The following is a 22,023-nucleotide window of genomic DNA, read 5'->3' as shown; positions in this document are numbered from 1 at the left end:
ATTTAAGCGGGTGTAGTTTAGTGGTAAAACTACAGCCTTCCAAGCTGTTGTCGCGAGTTCGATTCTCGTCACCCGCTTTGAACTTTTGTTCATTTTTCCAAGTTTTTTAACTTGGGCGCGTAGCTCAGGTGGTTAGAGCGCACGCCTGATAAGCGTGAGGTCGGTGGTTCGAGTCCACTCGTGCCCATTAATAGTATGGTCCGTTGGTCAAGGGGTTAAGACACCGCCTTTTCACGGCGGTAACACGGGTTCGAATCCCGTACGGACTATATATTTGGAGGATTACCCAAGTCCGGCTGAAGGGAACGGTCTTGAAAACCGTCAGGCGTGTAAAAGCGTGCGTGGGTTCGAATCCCACATCCTCCTTTTTAAAATTAACGCGGGATGGAGCAGCTCGGTAGCTCGTCGGGCTCATAACCCGAAGGTCGTAGGTTCAAATCCTGCTCCCGCAATTTGGCTCGGTAGCTCAGTTGGTAGAGCAATGGATTGAAGCTCCATGTGTCGGCGGTTCGATTCCGTCTCGCGCCATCAATTCAATAATCAGGAAGGGTAGCGAAGAGGCTAAACGCGGCGGACTGTAAATCCGCTCCTTCGGGTTCGGGGGTTCGAATCCCTCCCCTTCCATCCTTTACGGGCATAGTTTAAAGGTAGAACTAAGGTCTCCAAAACCTTCAGTGTGGGTTCAATTCCTACTGCCCGTGTTAATAATTGTGGCGGGTGTGGTGAAGTGGTTAACACACCAGATTGTGGCTCTGGCATGCGTGGGTTCGATCCCCATCACTCGCCTATTTATTAATATTATTATTGGGGTATAGCCAAGCGGTAAGGCAAGGGACTTTGACTCCCTCATGCGTTGGTTCGAATCCAGCTACCCCAGTTAAGTTTATGCCGGCGTGGCGGAATTGGCAGACGCGCTGGACTCAAAATCCAGTGTCCGCAAGGACGTGCCGGTTCGACCCCGGCCGCCGGTATAGTAATAAAGACAAGGTTTTCGGACCTTGTCTTTTTTTCTTTGTTGTGTGTCGAGTTACCAATTTTTTCCATTTTAAAATAAATCATCAAGTTTATTAGCCAATGTTTTCTGTTTGCTAGGGTACAAATGGGAATAAGTATCAATTGTTGTTGTAATAGATGCGTGTCCTAATCTTTCTTTGACAACAAGATAATCTTCTCCTTGATTTATAAGTAATGATGCATGAGAGTGTCTCAGATCATGAATTCTTATTTTCTTTAAATCTTTATCCCTTTCTAGTATTTGCTTAAACTTCTTATCAATCATATTTTTTGTAATTGTTATTGGTGTACTCTGTATTATTTGAAGTTCTTCAGTATTTTTCGTAAATTCCTCAAGTTTTTCTTTTTGTTTTACTTTCCAATCTATTAGCATTTCTGCTAATTTCTGATTTATTGTTATATTTCTAGTTCCTGAACGTGTTTTTGTTGTATTAATGTAGCTTGTATTATTAACAAAGTATACCGTTTTGGTAACGTAAATCGTATTTGTTAAAAGGTTTATATCATTCCAGTTCAATGCGAGGATTTCTCCCATTCTCATTCCAGTAAAGAAAGCAATTACGAAAAACAGGTCATAGCTTATTTCATCATCTCGAATAAGTTCTCTAAATCTTGTGAATTCTTCTATACTCCAAAATTTGATATTAGGCTTGCTAATTGGTAATTTTCTCAGATTCTCAACAGGATTTTTATCAATGAGGGATTTTCTTATACCAGTATCAAAAATTTTTTTAAGTAGAATTAGAATTTTATTAATTGTATTATAACTTAATGTTTCATTTTCATTTTGTTTTTTAGGTTTTGTTTTTAGGTATTCACGAAATTCGAATATATGGTCATACGTTAATTTATTTAAATTTGTATCTTTAAAATAAGGCTTAATATGACGCTCATAATTGTTTCTTTGTGTACTTGTGTAGCTTACTTTTCTGCCATTTTTCAAATCATCTTCTTCAAGTAAGTCGAATAACATATCCGTTGTCACTATAAAGTCAAATTGTTTCTCTTTTAATTCTACAACTCGAATATGTTGTTCTAGTTCTAGGGCTTCCTTTTTAGATTTTAATCCTTTTCGAATGATACGTATTCTTTTTTGTGTGACGGGGTGGAAACCATTAGAAACATCAACGGTCCATTTACCACTTTTAGTTTTACGAATAGTCATTCATTATGCTTCTTTCTGGAGTTCAATTCCTAGTAGTTCTTCAGCGACACTAGCTGGAATTGTACCTATCCGTTTGTTATCGTAGATGTTAAAACCACGATTAACTAATAGTAATTTGCCGGTATGGATAATCTTTCTTGCAGTTCCTGGAGCAAATCCAAGTTCGATAAGGTCATCTTTTGTTACAGTTTTAATCATGTGATCTCCTTTTCTGATTAGATTAAGTAAGGGGAGGATTAACTCCCCTTGTCTAATACTTATTTTTGTTTTACATCTACTAAATGGATAGCATCCGCCTTGTAATACATCGTTGAACTAATCATAGTGGCTTGTAAATTGTCAAATGTAACTGGTACTTGATCCATTGCTTGGATATAGTCATTATCAACCAAGGCATCTGGATTATCTACTGAGACTTGGGTTGATTTCTTTTTGAATTGTCCATCCTTGATTGTTACATTGTATTTCCAACCAATGATTTTATTGGTATTAAAACGTCTTTCGCTACCATCTCGGTTTTTGATAATTTCTCCGTTTGCATCTGCTCGGACTTCAGTTTCAAATTTTGGAATAACTTCATCCAATTCAAATTTTGTTCCAATGTTATTAAAATTCCAGTCATTTTGTGAAAGCATTTTTGCCATAATTAATTTCTCCTTTTGATATTTTCTTTGATTGTAGGGATTAAATCTTCTCTTTTAAAGAGAATTGCCCGTTCTATTAATCCACTTGCTAAATCTGGTGGATATTCCATATTGTTGAGTGCGAGATAGTTAGACTTCTCATACTCATGCAGTAAGTTATTGTCGTATAGAAATTTATACGCTTTTAGAATAGCTCCAGAACCTTTATAGGTAAACCATTCTAATTTTTGTTCTAGTTCTGTTTTTGGTTTTGGAATAATGATAGAGACAGGTTTTGAGTGACCTAAAAACTTTTCCCAAGATCTCAAAGGTTTTGAGAATTGACTATCACTATAGAACCTCACTTTTTCTTTGAGATATCCCTTGGTAAAGTTGAGAAGATCTATTTCTGAATGCAACCATTCTTGAATGAAGTAGTGAGCTTTTTCTTTCCTAAGTTCTAACTCAGTTCTTATCCAATTTTCTATAAAACGCTTGCTGATACCGAGCTTCTCAGCTCGTTCTAAGCGTTTATCGTAAATTCTAAGTCTTTCATCATCATTGGGTTTTCTCAAATATAAGGTTTGGCCGATTGTTTCATCTCCGTAGGTATTGTAGTAAGTGCTTTTTCCATATATAAAGCGTTTCTTCTGACAAATCTTTAGAAGCTGATTAGGAGTGAAATAGGGTGTTTCATTAAAATCATCTATTGCAATATCAATTCGTCTTACTGAAAACTGATTGTAATTGTAGTAGAGGTTGTTCAGAAACTGTCTTTCGGACAGACTATTTGGATCTAATACCATATCTCTAAAGAACTCGAGTGCCTGTCCTGACATGACAAGCATGTAGGACGACTCTTTCGCTCCATAGTAGATACGGATATTCCCATAATGAAGCTGGCTATCATAGTTATAGTATTTAAGGCTCCCTTTATTCTCAATAAATAGGTCATAATCAAGAAATAGAATGTCTTCGATTATTTCTCTTGGCGAAAATTCAGTCTTATCAAACTGAATTTGAATCCAGTCAAATACAGAACGTAAATGTTCATTTTTTGCCATAGATTTTGATTCAACTTTTTGCCTAATTTTGCCACTCTTAAAATCTCCGAAACCCTTGGAAATACTGAATTCTTTCGATGGTACACCTAACTTGCAGAGGGTGGTGTTACTACACACCCTATCGGTCAAAAATGGTCCGTCCGCATCTACGCTCATTTTCGGCTTTCTGCCTCATGGCTCAGCCGAAAACTCGCTATTAGCCGAACCTATTTTTTGACCTCTTCTGAACAAACCCTAGTAAGCCGGTTTGCATCGACTCTTCAATATCTTGGATTTTCTTTTTTAGACTGGCATTCTCATTTTTTATCAGTCGTATTTCTCGCTTAAATTCCTGTTTTAAGGCGCTCAGTTCATCATAGAGCTCATCTATTACTTGGTTTAGGGATTCGTGCTCATTATCTGCTAGACTCCCAAATACGGCTTGTATAGCCTCTTTTAGACCTATTTCAAGTTTTAGGTTAGCTAACTTTTGAAATTGTCTAAGGTCTTCGTTTGTAAAGTCAAAGGCAACTGTATAACTTAATTGATGAGTTCTGGGATTTCTACTGATAGGAATTTTAATTTTTTTAAATTCCTTGCCACTAATCTCTTTAATCAGTTGAATCCAATTTTTAAGAGTAGAGGTAGAGTTTAGGCCAGAAATTTGATTGACTAACTCTTTATTGGTCATCTTTTTGTGAAACCTCCGAAATTTTCTTGTGCAACTGAGGAGTTTTCTGTGGTATAATTGTTACATAATATGTTTTGATCTTGGAACGAACGGCACATTTGTTTCAAGATTTTTTTATTTTGTCGAATCTTACCTCCTTTATTAAAATTTTTTAAATCGACTACAAATTACATACGCTTTTACCTCCTTTTATGATATAATATTCTCAATGGAATATTTAATCTCAAAATAAATATTCCTTATGGAATAATTCTATTTTATACCGTTTAGAATATTTTGTCAAGCTAAAATATACAGAATCGAATATTAAAGAGGATACAATGTTTAGTAATAATTCTTTTGGAGATCGTCTTAAGGAACTGAGAAAGAGTAAGAAGTTAACACAGGTACAAGTTTCTGAGATGATTGATGTACAACAAGGTACTTATTCTCGTTGGGAAAACGGAACTTTAGAGCCTAATTTAGAAGCGGTTGTTAAATTAGCAAAATTATTTGATACCACGACCGACTATTTATTAGGAAAAACGACTTACAGTACTCTAGATGTTGTCCCGCATCCAATCACTAAAATTGATTTGAAAAAATTAAAAGAGTTTAATAAAACAGAACTAAATGATCTGAAGTTTGCTATTGTCATGCATGGGATAAAAAATCATTTCACTGCATTTGACTATATGGACGAGCTAGTCTCTAAATATAATTTAGATGAAGAGGAGCAAGAAATATTGCATACCCTTTTTAAAGAGGTTTATGATTATTTTAATGCAGATTGATGATTTGTTTTTAGTTTCTAAATTCATTCTAGATGTTGGTACTATTTGTCATTATCCTTCACTCTGCTTTTAAACGGGAGCACAGTGGTATTGAGGACAAGTGGTTGAAACGTTGCATAAGTTGATAACATAAATACAAACCTACGGTGAGCCTCCGTAGGTTGTTTAATGTCTAAAAATCGCTATTTTACTGATGAAGTAAAAAATATTGGTATTACAGCGAAACATAAAATATGATACAATAAAAACAATTAATAGTTCGATCATTTATCAAAGAGGAGTAAGAATGATGAAAAATATTTATATGTATATTCAAGATACTATGGCTGATTTCGAACACGGCTATTTAATGCAGGCGCTAAGCTTACAGTCAATGTTAGGAGAAGCTAAAGTAAAATTAGTAACAGTTTCTAAAGGGAAAAAGTCTATAAAAACTGCTGGAGGCATGACAATTGTTCCAGATGTTAATCTATATGATTTAGATACTGCAAATGCAGCTGCGCTAGTGCTTATTGGAGGTGATACTTGGTTGGATAATGAGCAAGATGATGTTTTAGAAGTAGCCTCTAAACTATTGCAAGAAAATATTTTAGTTGGAGCTATTTGTGGCGCTACTTTGGGATTAGCTGAAAAAGGAATTTTAGATAATCGATATCATACAAGTAATGCTTCATTCTTTTTAACCCAGATGAGCCAACATTATCGAGGGCAGGATTATTATAAAGATAAGATTGCAGTTCAAGATGGAAAGCTTATTACCGCTAGCTCAGCCGGATCTTTATCATGGACTAAGCTCATTGTCGAGGAGTTAGGCCTATATTCAAAATCTACAGTAGAAGCATGGTTTAATTATTTTTCAACGGGGGATGCTCATTATTATTTTGAAATGATGAACTCTTTAGAAAAAGATGCACAAGGACATTAGTATGAAAAAGATTATTCTTCTTCGCGGAGTAACACCAACAGGTACCAATAGAATTCCCAAAATGTCTTATTTAGTAGAAATCCTAACAGAAGTTGGTTTTTTAAATGTTCAAACATATATTCAGAGTGGGAATATACTGTTAGAATCAGAGTTATCTGACGAAGAAATCAGAAAGTTAGTTCATGATACGATTTTGGATAAAATTGGAGCTGATTTATCAATAATTATCAAAGAAATTAATCAATTAGAGATTGCTATTCAAGAAAACCCATTTGATAATACTTATGATAGTTCTCGTATTCATCTAGTTTTTACTAACGAAGAGATTCCCGAAAGTACTCTAACAGAACTTAGTAGAGAGAATTTTGGAGATGAAGAGTTCTATGGTGGTCACGAGTGCTGTTACCTATATTTACCACGTGATGCTCGAAAAAAACGTTTAAACACAAATTATCTTGAAAAGAAATTTGGAATTCGGATGACTATGAGGAAGTTGAGTGTGGTAGAACGACTTACGAAATTATAATCTTTAAACAAGATAACTACATAACGTTCCATATCCTCCTTGTTAGGGGAAAGAAGCTTCTTTTTGTTTGATTTCCTAGATATAGTTCTATTTAGTTTCTATATTTTTAGTATTCTAAAAGAGATAAAGGAATTAAAGTAAATAAAAGGTAAGTAAATAGATAGACGTAATCTAATTTGAATTATCTTTATCTGGGGCATGAGTCCGTGTCTTTAACGGGGTTACCAAAAAGTTACAAAAATTTGAAAAATGAGTCTATTTTGCAAGATTCAAAAGGCTTAAAACCCTATTAAATCAAGGTTGTAAGATTTAAATAATGTAGTTATGGAACTCAAAATCCAGTGTCCGCAAGGACGTGCCGGTTCGACCCCGGCCGCCGGTATAGATTATAAAGGAGTTTTACTCCTTTTTTTGTTTTATTTTTTTCTTTTTTATGATATAATTAACCGGTAAAGTTTCTTTTGGTGAATTAGAAGGAGTTAATTTTGTCTGAAGTTGCAAATAAAATCGATCGATTTTTAAATTCTATTTTATTGTTATCAGAAAATCAGCATGAGATTTTAGTTGGTTCTTGTACAAGTGGTGTTTCATTAACTAACACTCAGGAACATATTTTGATGCTGGTTGCTGATGAAGCTCTAACCAATTCTGTCTTAGCTAAGAAATTGAATGTCAGTCAGGCGGCTATCACAAAGGCCGTGAAGCCCTTATTAAGCCAGGGGATGTTAGAGACTTATCGTGATGAGAATGATGCTCGAGTTCTCTATTATCGCTTAACTGAGATTGGTAAGCCAATTGCATTAGAGCATCAGCACCACCATCAGCATACTCTTCACACTTATGAGGATGTTTTGTCGAAGTTTACTAAGAATGAGCAAGGGGTTATTTCGAGGTTTTTAGATTTATTGGAAGAGGAGTTATAGTTTGAGGTATATTACGGTTTCAAATTTATCGTTTTATTATGATCGGGAACCGGTTTTAGAAGGGATCAATTACTACTTAGATAGTGGGGAGTTTGTGACCTTGACCGGTGAAAATGGTGCTGCTAAGTCAACCTTGATTAAGGCTAGTCTTGGGATTTTACAGCCCAAGGTCGGGACAGTTGAGATTTCAAAGACGAATGTTAAGGGAAAGAAGTTAAGGATTGCTTATTTGCCACAACAGATTGCTAGTTTTAATGCTGGATTTCCAAGTACGGTCTATGAATTTGTGAAGTCAGGTCGGTATCCTCGTAAAGGCTGGTTTCGAAAGTTGAATGAGCACGATGAAAAACATATTCTGAAGAGTTTAGAATCTGTTGGCATGCTGGAGTTCAAGGATCGGGCGATTGGTTCTTTGTCTGGTGGTCAGAAACAGCGGGCCGTCATTGCTCGGATGTTTGCTTCAGATCCGGATATCTTTGTTTTAGATGAACCGACAACAGGGATGGATGCGACGACAAAGAGTGATTTTTATGAGTTAATGCATCATAGTGCGCATCACCATCAAAAATCTGTTTTGATGATTACGCATGACCCTGAAGAGGTTAACCAGTTCGCGGATCGGAATATTCATTTGGTTCGCGACCAGAGCTCTCCTTGGAGATGTTTTAACGTCCATGATACAGAAGGGGAGGGTGACCATGCTTGATTTATTCCAGTATGATTTTATGCAGCGGGCCTTGTTAGCTATGGTTGCCATGAGTCTTTTTTCTCCTGTGTTAGGGATTTTCTTGATTTTAAGACGGCAGAGTCTGATGAGTGATACGCTGAGTCACGTCTCTCTTGCGGGTGTCGCTTTTGGGCTTTTCCTTGGGATCTCTCCAACGCTCTCGACTATGATCATTGTCATTATTGCTGCGGTCTTTCTTGAGTATTTGCGGACCTTATTTAAGGACTTTATGGAGATCGGGACGGCAATTTTAATGTCCACAGGTCTTGCCCTAGCTTTAGTACTGATGCGTGGTGGTGGGAAAAGCTCGATGAGCTTGGATCAGTATTTGTTTGGTTCTACCCTAACCATTACGGATGAACAGGTGATCGCCTTGTTTGTGATTGCTTTCGTTGTATTAGTGCTGACGGCCTTATTCTTGCGTCCTATGTATATTTTGACCTTTGATGAAGATACGGCCTTTGTAGATGGGCTTCCGGTCCGGACCATGTCTATCTTATTTAATGTAGTGACAGGGGTTGCTATCGCCTTAATGATTCCTGCAGCAGGATCGTTATTGGTTTCAACCATCATGGTCTTACCGGCTAGTATTGCGCTGAAATTAGGGAAGAACTTCCGTGGGGTCATGCTGATTGCGGTCATCATTGGTTTTATCGGGATGTTTAGTGGGTTGATTTTGTCTTATATTGCAGATACACCAGCGAGTGCCAGTATTACGCTTTTATTTGTGGCACTGTTCTTGCTTGTGAATCTTGGATCACGTTTGAGGAAGTAGATATGAACGTTAAAAAATTTGGTTGGTTATTGTTAGTGGCTTTGACCCTTGTTTTGACAGCTTGTGGCAAAAGTCAGAGTCAAAATGGGAAATTAAAAGTGATGACCACTTTCTATCCTGTTTATGATTTTACAAAAAATATTGTCGGAGATGAAGGAACGGTAGACTTGCTCATTGGAGCGGGATCAGAGCCTCATGAATATGAATTGTCTGCTAAGGGGCGGGCTATGATTCAAGATTCGGATGTTTTCGTCTATGAGAATGAAAACATGGAAACGTGGGTTCCAAATCTTTTGAAATCAATGAAGGATAAGAAAACCAAAGTGATCGATGCCACCAAGGGCATGGTCTTACTTCCTGGATTGGAAGAGGAACATGAACACGAAGGGGGCGAAGAACACCATCATGAATATGATCCACATCTTTGGCTCTCTCCACATCGTGCCATGAAGATGGTAGAGTCGATTCGCGATCAGTTGGTCGCAGCTTATCCAGATAAGAAAAAGACGTTTGAGAAAAATGCGCAAGCTTATTTGAAGAAGTTACAGGCTTTGGATCAAGCTTATCAGGATGGCTTGAAAGATGCTAAACAAAAGAATTTTGTGACCCAACACGCGGCTTTCCGTTACTTGGCCTTGGATTATGGATTAAACCAAGTGGCCATTTCAGGGATTTCACCTGATAGCGAGCCTTCTGCTGCACGATTGCGTGAATTGACAGAGTATATCAAGAAAAATGAGATCAAGGTGATTTATTTTGAGGAAAATGCTTCTAAGTCCTTGGCGAAAACCTTGTCTTCTGAAGCTGGTGTTGAGTTGGCTGTCTTAAATCCTTTGGAAAGCCTGACGGATCAAGAAATGAAAGATGGCGAAGACTACGTTTCTGTCATGAAGGAGAATCTGAAGGCGCTAGAGAAAACAACGTCACAAGCTGGTAAGGATATTCAACCGGAACATGAGGAAGATTCTAAGACGGTTCAAAAGGGCTATTTCGAGGATCGTCAAGTGAAGGATCGTAGCTTGGCAAATTATGCGGGAGATTGGAAATCGGTTTATCCATACTTGCAAGATGGAACTTTGGATCAGGTCTTTGATTATAAGGCAAAACTAAACCCAACCATGACTGCTGCTGAGTATAAGGAATATTATACCAAGGGTTACCAAACAGATATTGATCGGATTAAGATTGATAAGGATTCAATGGAGTTTTATCAAAAAGGATCTTCTAAGAAATATACCTATAAATACGTAGGTAAGCACATTTTGACTTATAAGAAGGGAAATCGTGGTGTTCGTTATCTTTTTGAAGCGAAGGAGAGCGATGCGGGAGACTTCAAATATGTTCAATTTAGTGACCATGAAATTACTCCGGTAAAGGCAGCTCACTTCCACATTTTCCATGGAGGAAAGAGTCAAGAGGCGCTTTATGATGAGTTGGAAAATTGGCCAACGTATTATCCTTCCAACTTATCTGGTTTAGAAGTGGCACAGGAAATGCTGGCTCATTAAGAGCAGTATCTAAAGAGAGACTAGGGCTGATTATCCCGGTCTCTTTTTGATTAAAAATGGGGAGTGAAGCTTGTCAAATGCTTGAAAATACGTTACAATGAAAGGGCTTTAAACTAAAAAAATGTATGGGGAATATTAAATGAAAAAAGTTGGTGCAATTCTTGTGAGTCTTTTCAGTGTGGTCTTATTGGTGGCTTGTTCGCAACAGGGAGCGAGCAAAAAATCACCGGCTTCTTCTAGTCAAACGACTGCCTCAACTGAGGTCAAAAAGACGGATGCTTCTAGTTCAGAAGTGAAGGAGAAAGAAAAAAAAGAAGAGAAAAAAGAAGTGAAGAAAATGGATCTTGAGGCTATTGCCAATGGAGATTACAGCAGTATTGCTGGGGTCTGGCAAGATGATAAAGGAAACAAGCTAGTCTTTAACGACAAAGGGTTGGTCTCACAAGAGTTAGAGGGCTATGGAGCTTCTTTGACGGATTATGGAACCGCCTCAGAAGGCATTTATGGTGGTCGTGATGGGGGCTTCTTGTTGGAGTATATTCCTGCGGGAGTAACCATTGGTGATCAGGTCGATGATCAAGGACAAGTGGTCTTTAAGGATACATCAGATGCCTCTAAAAACCGCTTGTGGTCTGGTGTTGGTATCGCTAGTTTTGTGGAACAAGGCTCGATCTACTATCATGTAGGAGATGAATAACAGAAAAAAAGAGGCTGGGACAAAAGTCCTAGCCTCTCAATTGTTTTTGGATTGTCGAGCAAGACGCAGTGGTTGAGTGGGCTCTACTACGCTGATTTCATCAGCTTTTACAGCCCTACTAAACTGTGCGGAGGTGGGACGACGAAATCGAATTCTAACGAATTACCGATTTCTGTCCCACTCTCTTTTTCTTATGCATGTGGGGGGAGCCAAGAAAGCTCAAATTGGAGCAATTGGGCTTCAAGTAGATCTTGATGGGAAACCTCTTGTTTCTCTTTGCCATCTAATAGGGCTTTTTGGATGAAATAGGCGCCTGCAGTGTGTGAGTTGGCGCAAATCTTGAGCTCTTGCTTGGGAAGATGGAGAAGGACTTCTTTAAAGAGAGGGAGGCCCAGATCATAGATTGGTTTTCCTGGACAGGTTGGATAGAGTCCAAGGGCTGACCAGATGTACCAAGCAGATAGGCTACCATTGTCCTCATCACCTGGATAGGCTTGGAAATCTTGATGGAAAGCTTGGGAGCGGATCTGGTGGATCAGGAGATTAGTGTATTCGGGATGAAGACTGTAACGGAAGAGGTAGGGAATGTGAAAGCTGGGTTGATTGGAGATGGCGATCTGCCCAAATGGAGCTTGGGCCATTTCACTCATTTCATGGATTTCATAGCCATATCCTCTTACATCAAATTGAGGTCTTTGATTGGCCAGATCCAGCAGTCGTTGGGTGAAGGCTTTTTTACCGCCCATTAGCTCTATCAGGCCGGAGAGGTCGTGTAAGGCTCCAAAAGTAGCCTGGGTGGCAGAGCATTCTGCATAATCTCCTCCCCAGCTAGTAGGAGAGAAGGGTTCTTTAAAGTTTCCATTGGTGGATCGTGCTCTCATAAAGCCTGTTTGGGTATCATACAATGTTCGGTAGGAGAGGCTGGAAGTAGCATACTGAGTAGCCGTTTCTGTCTGACCCAATTGCTTGGCAACGGTAGCAATGCAAAAATCACTATAGGCATAATCTAGGCTATGGCTAACACTTTCGTGAAAATCATCGGGGAGGTAGCCAAGGGCTTTGTAGCTTTCATTGCCATGGCGACCAAAATGTTGAGTAGGGTCTGTTTTTTGAGCCGTCTGGAGCATAGCTGTCAGCATGTTTTCATGTAGGTCTGGTGCGATCCCTTTTGTGACAGCATCCGCAAAGACGCCATCGATGAGGGTACCTGGCATCATTCCTCGTTCATCTGGGGCCAACCATTTTGGTAGAAAACCAGTATCCTTGTAAGTGTTTAAAAATCCTTCGAGAAAGTGACGGTAGTAATCGGGGTAGACAAGGCTAAAGAGCGGAAAAGAGGTCCGAAAGAGGTCCCAAAATCCGATATTCGTATAAGCTTTTCCTGATTTGATTTCATTATGGGTGACATCCAGGTGCCAGTCATTTCCCGTGCTATCTGTTTCATAAAAGGTTTGAGGGAAAAGGAGGAGTCGGTAAAGGCAATGGTCGAAAAAGGCTTGGTCACGCCCTCCGGCATCTTTTACTTCAATTCGTTTTAGCAGTTGATTCCATTGATCGGCTGCTTCTTTTTTAGCTTCCTCTAGGGAAGGGTTGGGAAGATGGCTGTGAGCCATGTCTTGGGACAGATAAGAAGTTCCTAATTGGACGGTCACTTCATTGCTAGAAAAGGTGAGAAAAAGATCTTGATCGATATGAGTGACGTTCTCGATCGGCTGGCTAAATTGCCACTGGAGATAGAAAGAGTAGGAAGTATCTGCGGTATGAGCCTGATCCAGAATGTGGAAGTGGCAGGTTTGGTCTGTAAGAGTCAAGTCCTCTAGTTCCTTTGCTGCATGAAAGCAGAGAGTCAGCTTTTCTGGTGCTCGAAAGCGCATGATAGCCCCGTAGCGACTTGGAACCAGCTCGCTTTGAATCTGGTAACGTTCCGAAAAAATACGAAGGTAGTGGGGCTGGAAAAGAGCTTCTTTCATTGAATAACTGCTTTGGCGACGGAAGAGGTCGGAACTTGCAATTTTTCCTGTGATGGGCGTGATGAGGCACCAAGCGTAGTCTCCTATCCAAGGACTAGGCTGGTGGGTGAGGCGAAATCCCTGAAAAATAGGGAGATTGGGGTTGAAAAACCAAGCTCCTTGTTCGTGTGTCGTCTGGGGAAGGAAGTAGTTCATCCCAAAAGGGACCCCGGTATAAGGGAGGGTATTTCCGTGGGAATAGTGGGGATGATTATCGCTTCCCCAGCGGGTATCGATGGTTTGGCAATGTGTGCGCATCTTGTCTCCTTTTTCTTCATCAACCTTAAATGATCTGTATTTTTTTTTGAACACGCGCTGGTATTTTCTTCATTGTATCAAAGTGTTGTCAAATATGATAGCGTTTTTATCAAATGGAAAATTTTGTAGAAAAAGGGCTATAGTTTGCGTATGTATTTCCCCTTTGAAATCTTTTATACTGAATAGGAAAGAATCGATACGTGTGAGGAAAATAAATGACCTATTCAAAAGAAATTGTGCGAGAATGGTTGGATCAAGTGGCTGAGCGTGCTAAGGAGTACCCGGAGTGGGTGGATGTCTTTGAACGTTGTTATACAGACACTTTGGATAATACAGTTGAAATTTTAGAAGACGGTTCAACCTTTGTGTTAACAGGGGACATCCCAGCTATGTGGTTGCGTGACTCAACGGCTCAATTGAGGCCCTATCTTCATGTGGCTAAACGAGACCCCCAATTGCGCCAGACCATTGCTGGTTTGGTCAAGCGCCAGATGACTTTGATTCTCAAGGATCCCTATGCTAACTCTTTTAATATTGAGGAGAACTGGAAGGGCCATCACGAGACCGACCATACTGATTTGAATGGCTGGATTTGGGAGCGCAAGTATGAGGTGGATTCGCTGTGCTATCCCTTGCAGTTGGCTTACCTCCTTTGGAAGGAAACTGATGAGACTAGCCAATTTGATGAAACCTTTGTCACAGCGACCAAGGAAATCCTTCATCTCTGGACAGTGGAGCAAGACCACAAGAATTCCCCTTATCGCTTTGTTCGGGATACAGACCGTAAGGAAGACACGCTGGTGAATGACGGCTTTGGGCCAGATTTCGCTGTGACAGGCATGACCTGGTCAGCCTTCCGTCCAAGTGATGACTGCTGTCAGTATAGCTACTTAATCCCGTCCAATATGTTTGCAGTGGTTGTCTTGGGTTATGTGCAAGAAATCTTCGCAGCATTGAATCTAGCCGATAGTGACAGCATCATTGCAGATGCCAAACGCTTGCAAGCGGAGATTCAAGAAGGAATCGAAAACTACGCCTACACCACTAACAGCAAGGGAGAGAAAATCTATGCCTTTGAGGTAGACGGTTTGGGAAATGCTAGCATCATGGATGATCCGAACGTTCCAAGTTTGTTGGCAGCTCCTTATATGGGCTACTGCGCTATTGACGATGAAGTCTACCAAGCTACTCGTCGGACGATTTTGAGTCCTGTAAATCCATACTTCTATGAAGGGAAGTACGCAAGTGGGCTCGGAAGTTCTCATACCTTCTATCGCTATATCTGGCCGATTGCTTTATCCATTCAAGGATTGACAACGACAGATAAAGCTGAGAAAAAACATTTGCTGGACCAGTTGGTTGCCTGCGATGGAGGCACGGGCGTCATGCACGAAAGTTTCCATGTAGATGATCCAACTAAATACTCGCGTGAATGGTTCTCTTGGGCCAACATGATGTTCTGCGAATTAGTCTTGGATTACTTGGATATTCGCTAATACTCTTCGAAAATCTCTTCAAACCACGTCAGCTTCGCCTTGCCGTATATATGTTACTGACTTCGTCAGTTCTATCTACAACCTCAAAGCAGTGCTTTGAGCAACCTGCGGCTAGCTTCCTAGTTTGCTCTTTGATTTTCATTGAGTATAAGGAGCACGCTTTAGCTTCACTGATTCTTGTTAGAATCACAAGTTTATATTTAAAACATTAAAAATTTAAGTTAGAATGAGGTTTTACTCATGGAAAATGTTGTTGTACATATCATCTCTCATAGCCACTGGGATCGTGAGTGGTATCTACCTTTTGAAAGCCACCGGATGCAATTGGTGGAACTGTTTGACAATCTCTTTGATCTTTTTGAAAATGACCCTGAATTCAAAAGTTTCCACTTGGATGGACAAACCATTGTCCTTGACGACTATTTAGAAATTCGCCCTGAAAACCGTGACAAGGTGCAGCGCTATATCGACGAGGGCAAGCTCAAGATTGGTCCCTTCTATATTTTGCAGGATGATTACCTGATCTCTAGTGAAGCCAATGTCCGCAATACCTTGATCGGACAGGCTGAATGCGCTAAATGGGGCAAATCTACTCAGATTGGTTATTTCCCAGATACCTTTGGAAATATGGGACAAGCTCCTCAAATCCTTCAAAAATCAGGCATTCACGTAGCAGCTTTTGGGCGTGGTGTCAAACCAATCGGCTTTGACAACCAAGTCCTCGAAGATGAGCAATTTACCTCTCAATTTTCTGAAATGTACTGGCAAGGGGCGGATGGTAGCCGTGTGCTGGGTATTCTCTTTGCCAACTGGTACAGTAACGGGAACGAAATTCCAGTGGATAAAGATGAAGCTTTGGCTTTCTGGAAACAAAAATTGGCAGATGTTCGCGACTATGCCTCCACCAACCAATGGTTAATGATGAACGGCTGCGACCACCAACCGGTTCAACGAAACTTGAGTGAAGCTATTCGCGTGGCCAACGAACTGTTCCCTGACGTGACCTTTGTTCACAGCTCCTTTGATGAATATGTGCAAGCAGTGGAAAGTGCACTTCCTGAACAATTATCAACGGTTACGGGAGAATTGACAAGTCAGGAAACAGATGGTTGGTACACTCTTGCTAATACCTCTTCTTCACGTATTTACCTCAAACAAGCCTTCCAAGAAAACAGCAACTTGCTCGAGCAAGTGGTGGAACCTTTGACCATCATTACTGGTGGTCACAACCACAAGGGTCAATTGACCTATGCCTGGAAGACACTCTTACAAAATGCGCCACACGATAGTATTTGTGGATGTAGTGTGGATGATGTTCACCGTGAGATGGAAGTTCGTTTTGCCAAGGTCAACCAAGTTGGAAACTTTGTCAAGACCAACCTTCTGAACGAATGGAAGGGTAAACTAGCGACTCAAAAAGCCCAGAGCGAGCACCTCTTTACGGCCATCAACACTGGCTTGCATAATAAGGTGGACACCGTCAGCACGATTGTCGATGTTGCGGTTTGTCCATTTAAGGAATTGCATCCGACAGAAGGCTTCAAGAAAATGGCTGCTTTGAGCTTGCCAGACTACCACGTAGAAGATTTAGATGGACATCTTGTAGAAGCAGAGATTGAGGACTTGGGAGCAAGCTTTGGCTATACCCTGCCTAAGGATAAATTCCGCCAACCCTATATTGCACGTCAAGTGCGCGTGACGGTTCCGGTTCATTTGGCAGCCTTGTCTTGGACGACCTTCCAGCTCTTGGAAGGCAAAGCACCTCATCATGATGATCTGTTCCAAAATGGGGTGATCGATACGCCATTTGTAACCCTTAGTATCGATGATGGCTTGACCCTTTACGACAAAACGACCAATGAGGCTTATGAGGATTTCCTTCGTTTTGAAGATCGTGGGGATATCGGAAATGAATATATTTACTTCCAACCGAAAGGAACTGAGCCGATCTATGCGGAGTTAACAGCTTATGAGGTCTTGGAAAACAATGCTCGCTATGCCAAAATCTTGCTCAAGCATGACTTGACGATCCCGGTCAGCGCGGATGAACAATTGGATGCGGAGCAAAGAGGCGTTATCGAGTTTATGAACCGCAAGGCAAGTCGCTCAGAAGAGCTGACAACCATCCCTCTTGAAACGGAGATGACCATCTTTGTGGATGACCCACAAATTCGCTTCAAGACGCGCTTTACCAATACTGCTAAAGACCACCGTATCCGCCTCTTGGTGAAAACTCATAACACTCGTCCAAGCAACGACTCGGAAAGCATCTATGAGGTGGTGACACGGCCAAATAAACCGGCCGCTTCTTGGGAAAATCCTGAAAATCCCCAACACCAACAAGCTTTTGTCAGCTTGTATGATGATGTCAAAGGAGTGACAGTAGCTAACAAAGGATTGAACGAATATGAAATCCTTGGAGACGACACAATAGCTGTAACACTTCTTCGTGCTTCAGGAGAACTCGGTGACTGGGGCTATTTCCCAACACCAGAAGCACAATGCTTGCGGGCCTTTGAGGTGGAATATGCAGTGGAATGCCATCAAGCTCAGGGCCGCTTCTCAGCTTTCCGTCGTGCCAAAGCCTTCCAGGTGCCATTTACAGATCTTCAAGTTGCAAAACAAGAGGGTAGCGTTGCAGCAACGGGAAGTCTCTTTAACCATCCGGCACTGAACTTGCCACAAGTATGTCCAACAGCCTTTAAAGTTGCTGAAAATGAAGAAGGTTACATCCTTCGCTATTACAATATGAGCCAAGAAAATGTGCGCGTGTCAGAAGGTCAACAAACGGTTGTCGATCTTCTGGAGCAACCGTATCCTATCCATACAGGACTATTGGCACCACAGGAAATTCGAACAGAATTGATTCAAAAAGAAGAAATTTAATTTCAAAAAGTAAACATAAACAGAAAGGAGGAGCGAAAAAGTAAGAACCAACTGCTGATTCGCTCCTTTTTGCAGGTGAAAGCAATGACCATTGCAACGATTGATATCGGAGGGACTGGCATTAAGTTTGCTAGTCTAACTCCTGATGGAAAGATTTTAGATAAGAGCAGCACCCCAACTCCAGAAACTCTAGAAGATTTATTGGCTTGGTTGGACCAACGCTTGTCAGAACAGGACTATCGTGGGATTGCTATGAGTGTCCCAGGAGCGGTTAATCAAGAAACAGGAGTGATCGAGGGGATTAGTGCCATTCCTTACATTCATGGATTTTCATGGTACCAGGCCCTTGCTCATCACCAGCTACCTGTCCATCTAGAAAATGATGCCAACTGTGTTGGACTTAGTGAACTGCTAGCTCATCCTGAGATTGAAAATGCAGCCTGTGTTGTCATTGGCACAGGGATTGGCGGGGCTATGATTATCAATGGCAAGCTTCACCGTGGTCGCCATGGCTTGGGTGGAGAGTTTGGTTACATGACAACTATCGAACCAGCAGAAAAACTCAACAACTGGTCACAACTAGCTTCTACAGGAAACATGGTTCGTTATGTGATTGAAAAATCAGGTCAGTCAGACTGGGATGGCCGTAAGGTTTATCAAGAGGCTGCAGCAGGCAATGCCCTTTGCCAAGAAGCCATTGAGCGGATGAATCGTAATCTAGCTCAAGGGCTCCTCAATATTCAGTACCTAATCGACCCAGATGTCATTAGCCTCGGTGGCTCTATCAGTCAGAACCCAGATTTTATCAAAGGGGTGCAAAAAGCGGTAGACGTCTTTGTGGAAAGATATGAAGAGTATACAATTGCGCCAGTGATCCAAGCTTGCACCTATCAGGCAGATGCCAATCTCTACGGTGCCCTTGTCAACTGGTTACAGGAGGAAAACCAATGGTAAGTTTTATCGGACTTAGTCCCAAACAAGCCCAAGCTGTTGAAGTATTAAACAATCACATTTCTCTACCAGATGTAGAGGTGGCGGTCGCTCAGTCTGACCATGCTTCCATCTCTATCAAGGGGGAGAAGGGGCAGTATCAATTGACCTACCGTAAACCTCATCAACTCTACCGTGCCTTATCTGTGCTCGCAACAGCTTTAGCAGAAGGGGATAAGGTAGAGATTGAGGAGCAGGCGGCTTATGAAGATTTAGCCTATATGGCGGATTGTTCGCGCAATGCCGTGCTCAATGTCGCATCAGCCAAGCAGATGATTGAAGTCTTGGCTCTGATGGGCTACTCAACCTTTGAGCTCTACATGGAAGATACTTATCAAATCGAGGGGCAACCTTACTTTGGTTATTTCCGTGGAGCTTATGCTGCTGAAGAATTACAGGAAATCGAAGCCTATGCCCACCAGTTTGACATGACCTTTGTACCATGTATCCAGACCTTGGCTCACTTATCTGCCTTTGTCAAATGGGGGGTTAAGGAAGTCCAGCAACTCCGCGATGTAGAGGACATTCTTCTCATCGGTGAAGAAAAAGTCTACGACCTGATTGACGGTATGTTTGCGACGTTATCTAAACTACAAACTCGCAAGGTCAATATCGGGATGGATGAAGCCCACCTGGTTGGTTTGGGACGCTACCTCATCTTGAACGGTGTGGTTGATCGCAGTCTCCTCATGTGCCAACACTTGGAGCGCGTGCTGGATATTGCAGACAAGTATGGTTTCCACTGCCAGATGTGGAGCGATATGTTCTTCAAGCTCATGTCAGCAGACGGCCAGTATGATCGTGAGGTAGAAATTCCAGAAGAAACTCGTGTTTACTTAGATCGTCTCAAAGACCGTGTGACCTTGGTTTACTGGGATTATTATCAGGATAGCGAGGAAAAATACAACCGAAACTTCCGTAATCACCACAAGATTAGCCAAGATATCGCCTTTGCAGGTGGCGCTTGGAAATGGATTGGTTTTACGCCCCACAACCATTTCAGCCGTCTCATTGCAGTCGAAGCCAATAAAGCCTGCCGTGCCAACCAGATCAAGGAAGTCATCGTGACGGGTTGGGGGGACAATGGTGGGGAAACAACCCAGTTCTCGATCCTACCGAGCTTACAAATCTGGGCGGAACTCAGCTACCGCAATGATTTAGAGCGTCTATCTGCCCACTTCAAGACCAATACAGGTCTATCAGTTGAGGACTTCATGCAGCTGGATCTAGCCAACCTCTTGCCAGACCTACCAGGTAATATACATGGTATCAACCCCAACCGCTATGTCTTTTATCAGGATGTCCTTTGCCCAATTCTTGATAAGCACATGACCCCTGAACAGGACAAGCCCCACTTTGCTAAGGCTGCTGAGACCCTTTCTGACATTAAAGAAAAAGCTGGAGTCTACGCTTATCTTTTCGAAACTCAGGCTCAGTTGAATGCTATTTTAAGTGGCAAGGTTGATGTGGGGCGACGCATTCGTCAAGCCTATCAAACAGGTGATAAAGAGAGCTTGCAACAAATTGCTCGAGAAGAATTACCAAAATTAAGAAGCCAGATTGAAACCTTCCACAAGCTCTTTAGCCAACAATGGCTGAAAGAAAACAAGGTCTTTGGCTTGGATACAGTGGATATTCGTATGGGAGGCCTCTTGCAACGGATCAAGCGCGCTGAAAGCCGTATGGAGGACTATCTAACTGGTTCCATCTCACGAATCGATGAACTAGAAGTAGACATCTTGCCATTTAATGATTTCTACGGAGATAAGGACTTCGCAGCTACAACAGCTAACCAGTGGCATACCATTGCGACCGCCTCAACTATTTATACAACGTAAAAAATGCCAAGTTGGATGACAGATGTCTTATCCATGGTGGATAGGAGTAGAAGAGGAGCTGTGTTTACAATCGCCCTTTTCTACTCCTATTTTAAAGCTATGTCATAAATTTGTAGAATTTTTTCTATAATTAGGAGTTTGAAAAGAGAAAATGCCTATCTTATAATAAGTATTGTAAACGCTACCAAAGCAAAAACACGCTCAAGGCTCAAAGGGGGGAGTTAAATGAAAAAGTTTGTAAGGACTCTGAGAGAAAATTTCATTTTTCTTTTAATGGTCTTACCTGGTGCAGCGTGGTTAATCTTATTCTTCTATATTCCGGTTTTTGGGAATATCGTAGCATTTAAGGACTATCATATTACAGGAGAAGGCTTCATCGACAGTGTCATGAAGAGTAAATGGGTTGGTTTTGACAACTTCAAGTTCCTCTTTAGTTCCAAAGATGCCTACATTATTACAAGAAATACGGTCTTGTACAACTTAGGATTTATCTTCTTAGGATTGATTGTTTCCGTTGGGATCGCCATCATCTTTAGTGAGTTGAGATCAAAAAGAGTGGTCAAGGTGCTTCAAACCTCCATGCTCTTCCCATACTTCCTATCATGGGTTATCATCAGCTTCTTCACCGATGCCTTCCTGAACGTGGACAAAGGATTGGTCAACCACATCTTAACTTCACTTGGCATGAAGGCCATCAATTTCTATTCAGAATTGTGGATCTGGCCAGCGCTTCTCCTCTTCTTAGGAATTTGGAAAGGCTTTGGTTATAGTAGTGTCATGTACTATGCAACCATCATGGGAATTGACCCAACTTACTATGAAGCAGCGACCGTGGATGGTGCGTCTAAGTGGCAACGCATTCGCAACATCACCATTCCTCAGTTGTCTTCCTTGATTACGGTCTTGACCATTCTTGCAGTCGGAAATATCTTCCGCGCAGACTTCGGTCTCTTCTACCAAATCCCGCATAATGCTGGAGCGCTCTATAGTGTGACCAATGTTATTGATGTTTATGTCTACAACGGTTTGACCAAGTCAGGGGATATCGGGATGACAGCAGCAGCCGGTCTTTACCAATCGGTAGTAGGTTTGGTTCTTGTTTTAATCTCAAATATCATTGCCCGTCGCATTGATAAGAATGCCGCTCTCTTCTAGA

General features: G+C 41.2%; 19 protein-coding genes and 11 tRNA genes. 24 read left to right on the top strand and 6 right to left on the bottom strand.

Translation table 11 applies throughout. The annotated features are described in order from the left end of the window. The first annotated feature begins 6 nt into the window (after window positions 1–6). The 11 genes from AC6IZR_RS10195 to AC6IZR_RS10145 all read left to right on the top strand — a co-directional run bounded on the left by AC6IZR_RS10195 (window position 7) and on the right by AC6IZR_RS10145 (window position 971). A tRNA-Gly gene (locus tag AC6IZR_RS10195) sits at window positions 7–77 on the top strand. Between the two features lie 36 nt (window positions 78–113). Next, window positions 114–187, top strand: a tRNA-Ile gene (locus tag AC6IZR_RS10190). Between the two features lie 10 nt (window positions 188–197). Further along, window positions 198–269: transfer RNA gene (locus AC6IZR_RS10185), tRNA-Glu, on the top strand. A 7-nt stretch (window positions 270–276) separates the two neighbouring features. Then, window positions 277–366, top strand: a tRNA-Ser gene (locus AC6IZR_RS10180). Window positions 367–378: 12 nt separating this feature from the next. Beyond that, window positions 379–452 (top strand) — tRNA-Met (locus tag AC6IZR_RS10175). A 3-nt stretch (window positions 453–455) separates the two neighbouring features. Further along, window positions 456–528, top strand: a tRNA-Phe gene (locus tag AC6IZR_RS10170). A 15-nt stretch (window positions 529–543) separates the two neighbouring features. Continuing rightward, window positions 544–624, top strand: a tRNA-Tyr gene (locus tag AC6IZR_RS10165). Window positions 625–630: 6 nt separating this feature from the next. Then, window positions 631–701: transfer RNA gene (locus AC6IZR_RS10160), tRNA-Trp, on the top strand. A gap of 12 nt (window positions 702–713) precedes the next feature. Next, window positions 714–786: transfer RNA gene (locus AC6IZR_RS10155), tRNA-His, on the top strand. A gap of 19 nt (window positions 787–805) precedes the next feature. Next, a tRNA-Gln gene (locus tag AC6IZR_RS10150) sits at window positions 806–877 on the top strand. 10 nt (window positions 878–887) lie between these two features. After that, window positions 888–971: transfer RNA gene (locus AC6IZR_RS10145), tRNA-Leu, on the top strand. 74 nt (window positions 972–1,045) lie between these two features. Here AC6IZR_RS10145 and AC6IZR_RS10140 read toward each other — a convergent pair. From AC6IZR_RS10140 to AC6IZR_RS10120, 5 genes are read right to left on the bottom strand one after another with little or no spacing between them, the layout of a single operon-like run. Next, on the bottom strand, window positions 1,046–2,179 hold the full coding sequence (locus AC6IZR_RS10140) for a tyrosine-type recombinase/integrase (RefSeq protein WP_049486504.1): 1,134 nt from the start codon (window positions 2,177–2,179) through the stop codon (window positions 1,046–1,048). A gap of 3 nt (window positions 2,180–2,182) precedes the next feature. Beyond that, a complete protein-coding gene (locus AC6IZR_RS10135; protein ID WP_000598356.1) occupies window positions 2,183–2,377 on the bottom strand; it encodes a DUF3173 domain-containing protein in 195 nt (64 codons plus the stop codon). A 59-nt stretch (window positions 2,378–2,436) separates the two neighbouring features. Beyond that, window positions 2,437–2,823 (bottom strand): hypothetical protein, encoded by a 387-nt coding sequence (locus AC6IZR_RS10130; RefSeq protein WP_254730721.1) that lies wholly within the window; start codon window positions 2,821–2,823, stop codon window positions 2,437–2,439. Window positions 2,824–2,825: 2 nt separating this feature from the next. Further along, window positions 2,826–4,022 carry a replication initiation factor domain-containing protein gene (locus tag AC6IZR_RS10125; RefSeq protein WP_497848557.1) on the bottom strand — a complete coding sequence of 399 codons (1,197 nt, stop codon included), beginning with the start codon at window positions 4,020–4,022 and terminating at the stop codon, window positions 2,826–2,828. Between the two features lie 40 nt (window positions 4,023–4,062). Beyond that, the gene (locus AC6IZR_RS10120) at window positions 4,063–4,536 is read right to left on the bottom strand and encodes a hypothetical protein (protein ID WP_497848556.1); all 474 of its coding nucleotides are present in this window, start codon (window positions 4,534–4,536) and stop codon (window positions 4,063–4,065) included. Window positions 4,537–4,856: 320 nt separating this feature from the next. Between AC6IZR_RS10120 and AC6IZR_RS10115 the strand changes: the two genes are divergently transcribed. The 8 genes from AC6IZR_RS10115 (at window position 4,857) to AC6IZR_RS10080 (ending at window position 11,390) form a co-directional block, all read left to right on the top strand. Further along, a complete protein-coding gene (locus AC6IZR_RS10115) occupies window positions 4,857–5,309 on the top strand; it encodes a helix-turn-helix domain-containing protein (RefSeq protein WP_497848555.1) in 453 nt (150 codons plus the stop codon). 289 nt (window positions 5,310–5,598) lie between these two features. After that, entirely contained in the window at window positions 5,599–6,234 is a 636-nt protein-coding gene (locus AC6IZR_RS10110) for a DJ-1/PfpI family protein (protein WP_201090036.1), read from the top strand. 1 nt (window position 6,235) lies between these two features. Then, a complete protein-coding gene (locus AC6IZR_RS10105) occupies window positions 6,236–6,760 on the top strand; it encodes a DUF1697 domain-containing protein (RefSeq protein WP_061853397.1) in 525 nt (174 codons plus the stop codon). Between the two features lie 485 nt (window positions 6,761–7,245). Continuing rightward, window positions 7,246–7,683, top strand: coding sequence for a zinc-dependent MarR family transcriptional regulator (locus tag AC6IZR_RS10100; protein WP_003004547.1), 438 nt, complete (start codon window positions 7,246–7,248; stop codon window positions 7,681–7,683). A 1-nt stretch (window position 7,684) separates the two neighbouring features. Beyond that, on the top strand, window positions 7,685–8,389 hold the full coding sequence (locus AC6IZR_RS10095; RefSeq protein ID WP_003013743.1) for a metal ABC transporter ATP-binding protein: 705 nt from the start codon (window positions 7,685–7,687) through the stop codon (window positions 8,387–8,389). Beyond that, the gene (locus AC6IZR_RS10090) at window positions 8,382–9,185 is read left to right on the top strand and encodes a metal ABC transporter permease (RefSeq protein WP_003009676.1); all 804 of its coding nucleotides are present in this window, start codon (window positions 8,382–8,384) and stop codon (window positions 9,183–9,185) included. Before AC6IZR_RS10095 ends, AC6IZR_RS10090 begins: the two co-directional genes overlap by 8 nt. A 2-nt stretch (window positions 9,186–9,187) precedes the next feature. After that, window positions 9,188–10,693, top strand: a complete 1,506-nt coding sequence (locus AC6IZR_RS10085) for a zinc ABC transporter substrate-binding protein AdcA (protein WP_497848554.1) — start codon at window positions 9,188–9,190, stop codon at window positions 10,691–10,693. Window positions 10,694–10,832: 139 nt separating this feature from the next. Then, complete coding sequence (locus AC6IZR_RS10080) at window positions 10,833–11,390, top strand: DUF6287 domain-containing protein (RefSeq protein ID WP_497848553.1); 558 nt, start codon at window positions 10,833–10,835, stop codon at window positions 11,388–11,390. Window positions 11,391–11,581: 191 nt separating this feature from the next. On the opposite strand, the gene AC6IZR_RS10075 is transcribed toward AC6IZR_RS10080, so the two are convergent. Beyond that, window positions 11,582–13,657: a GH92 family glycosyl hydrolase gene (locus AC6IZR_RS10075; RefSeq protein WP_497848552.1), complete on the bottom strand. Its 2,076-nt coding sequence runs from the start codon at window positions 13,655–13,657 to the stop codon at window positions 11,582–11,584. Between the two features lie 215 nt (window positions 13,658–13,872). On the opposite strand from AC6IZR_RS10075, the gene AC6IZR_RS10070 reads away from it, so the two are divergent. The 5 genes from AC6IZR_RS10070 to AC6IZR_RS10050 all read left to right on the top strand — a co-directional run bounded on the left by AC6IZR_RS10070 (window position 13,873) and on the right by AC6IZR_RS10050 (window position 22,022). Then, a complete protein-coding gene (locus tag AC6IZR_RS10070) occupies window positions 13,873–15,153 on the top strand; it encodes a glycoside hydrolase family 125 protein (protein ID WP_497848551.1) in 1,281 nt (426 codons plus the stop codon). Between the two features lie 240 nt (window positions 15,154–15,393). Then, a complete protein-coding gene (locus AC6IZR_RS10065; protein WP_497848550.1) occupies window positions 15,394–18,039 on the top strand; it encodes an alpha-mannosidase in 2,646 nt (881 codons plus the stop codon). Window positions 18,040–18,123: 84 nt separating this feature from the next. Continuing rightward, window positions 18,124–18,993, top strand: a complete 870-nt coding sequence (locus AC6IZR_RS10060) for an ROK family protein (protein ID WP_497848549.1) — start codon at window positions 18,124–18,126, stop codon at window positions 18,991–18,993. Next, window positions 18,987–20,867: a beta-N-acetylhexosaminidase gene (locus AC6IZR_RS10055; protein ID WP_497848548.1), complete on the top strand. Its 1,881-nt coding sequence runs from the start codon at window positions 18,987–18,989 to the stop codon at window positions 20,865–20,867. Before AC6IZR_RS10060 ends, AC6IZR_RS10055 begins: the two co-directional genes overlap by 7 nt. A 225-nt stretch (window positions 20,868–21,092) precedes the next feature. Continuing rightward, window positions 21,093–22,022 (top strand): ABC transporter permease, encoded by a 930-nt coding sequence (locus AC6IZR_RS10050; RefSeq protein ID WP_049492090.1) that lies wholly within the window; start codon window positions 21,093–21,095, stop codon window positions 22,020–22,022. The last annotated feature ends 1 nt before the right edge of the window (window position 22,023 follow it).

It is taken from the genome of Streptococcus mobilis (genome assembly GCF_059727625.1).
This window is presented reverse-complemented; position numbering and strand designations above follow the sequence as displayed.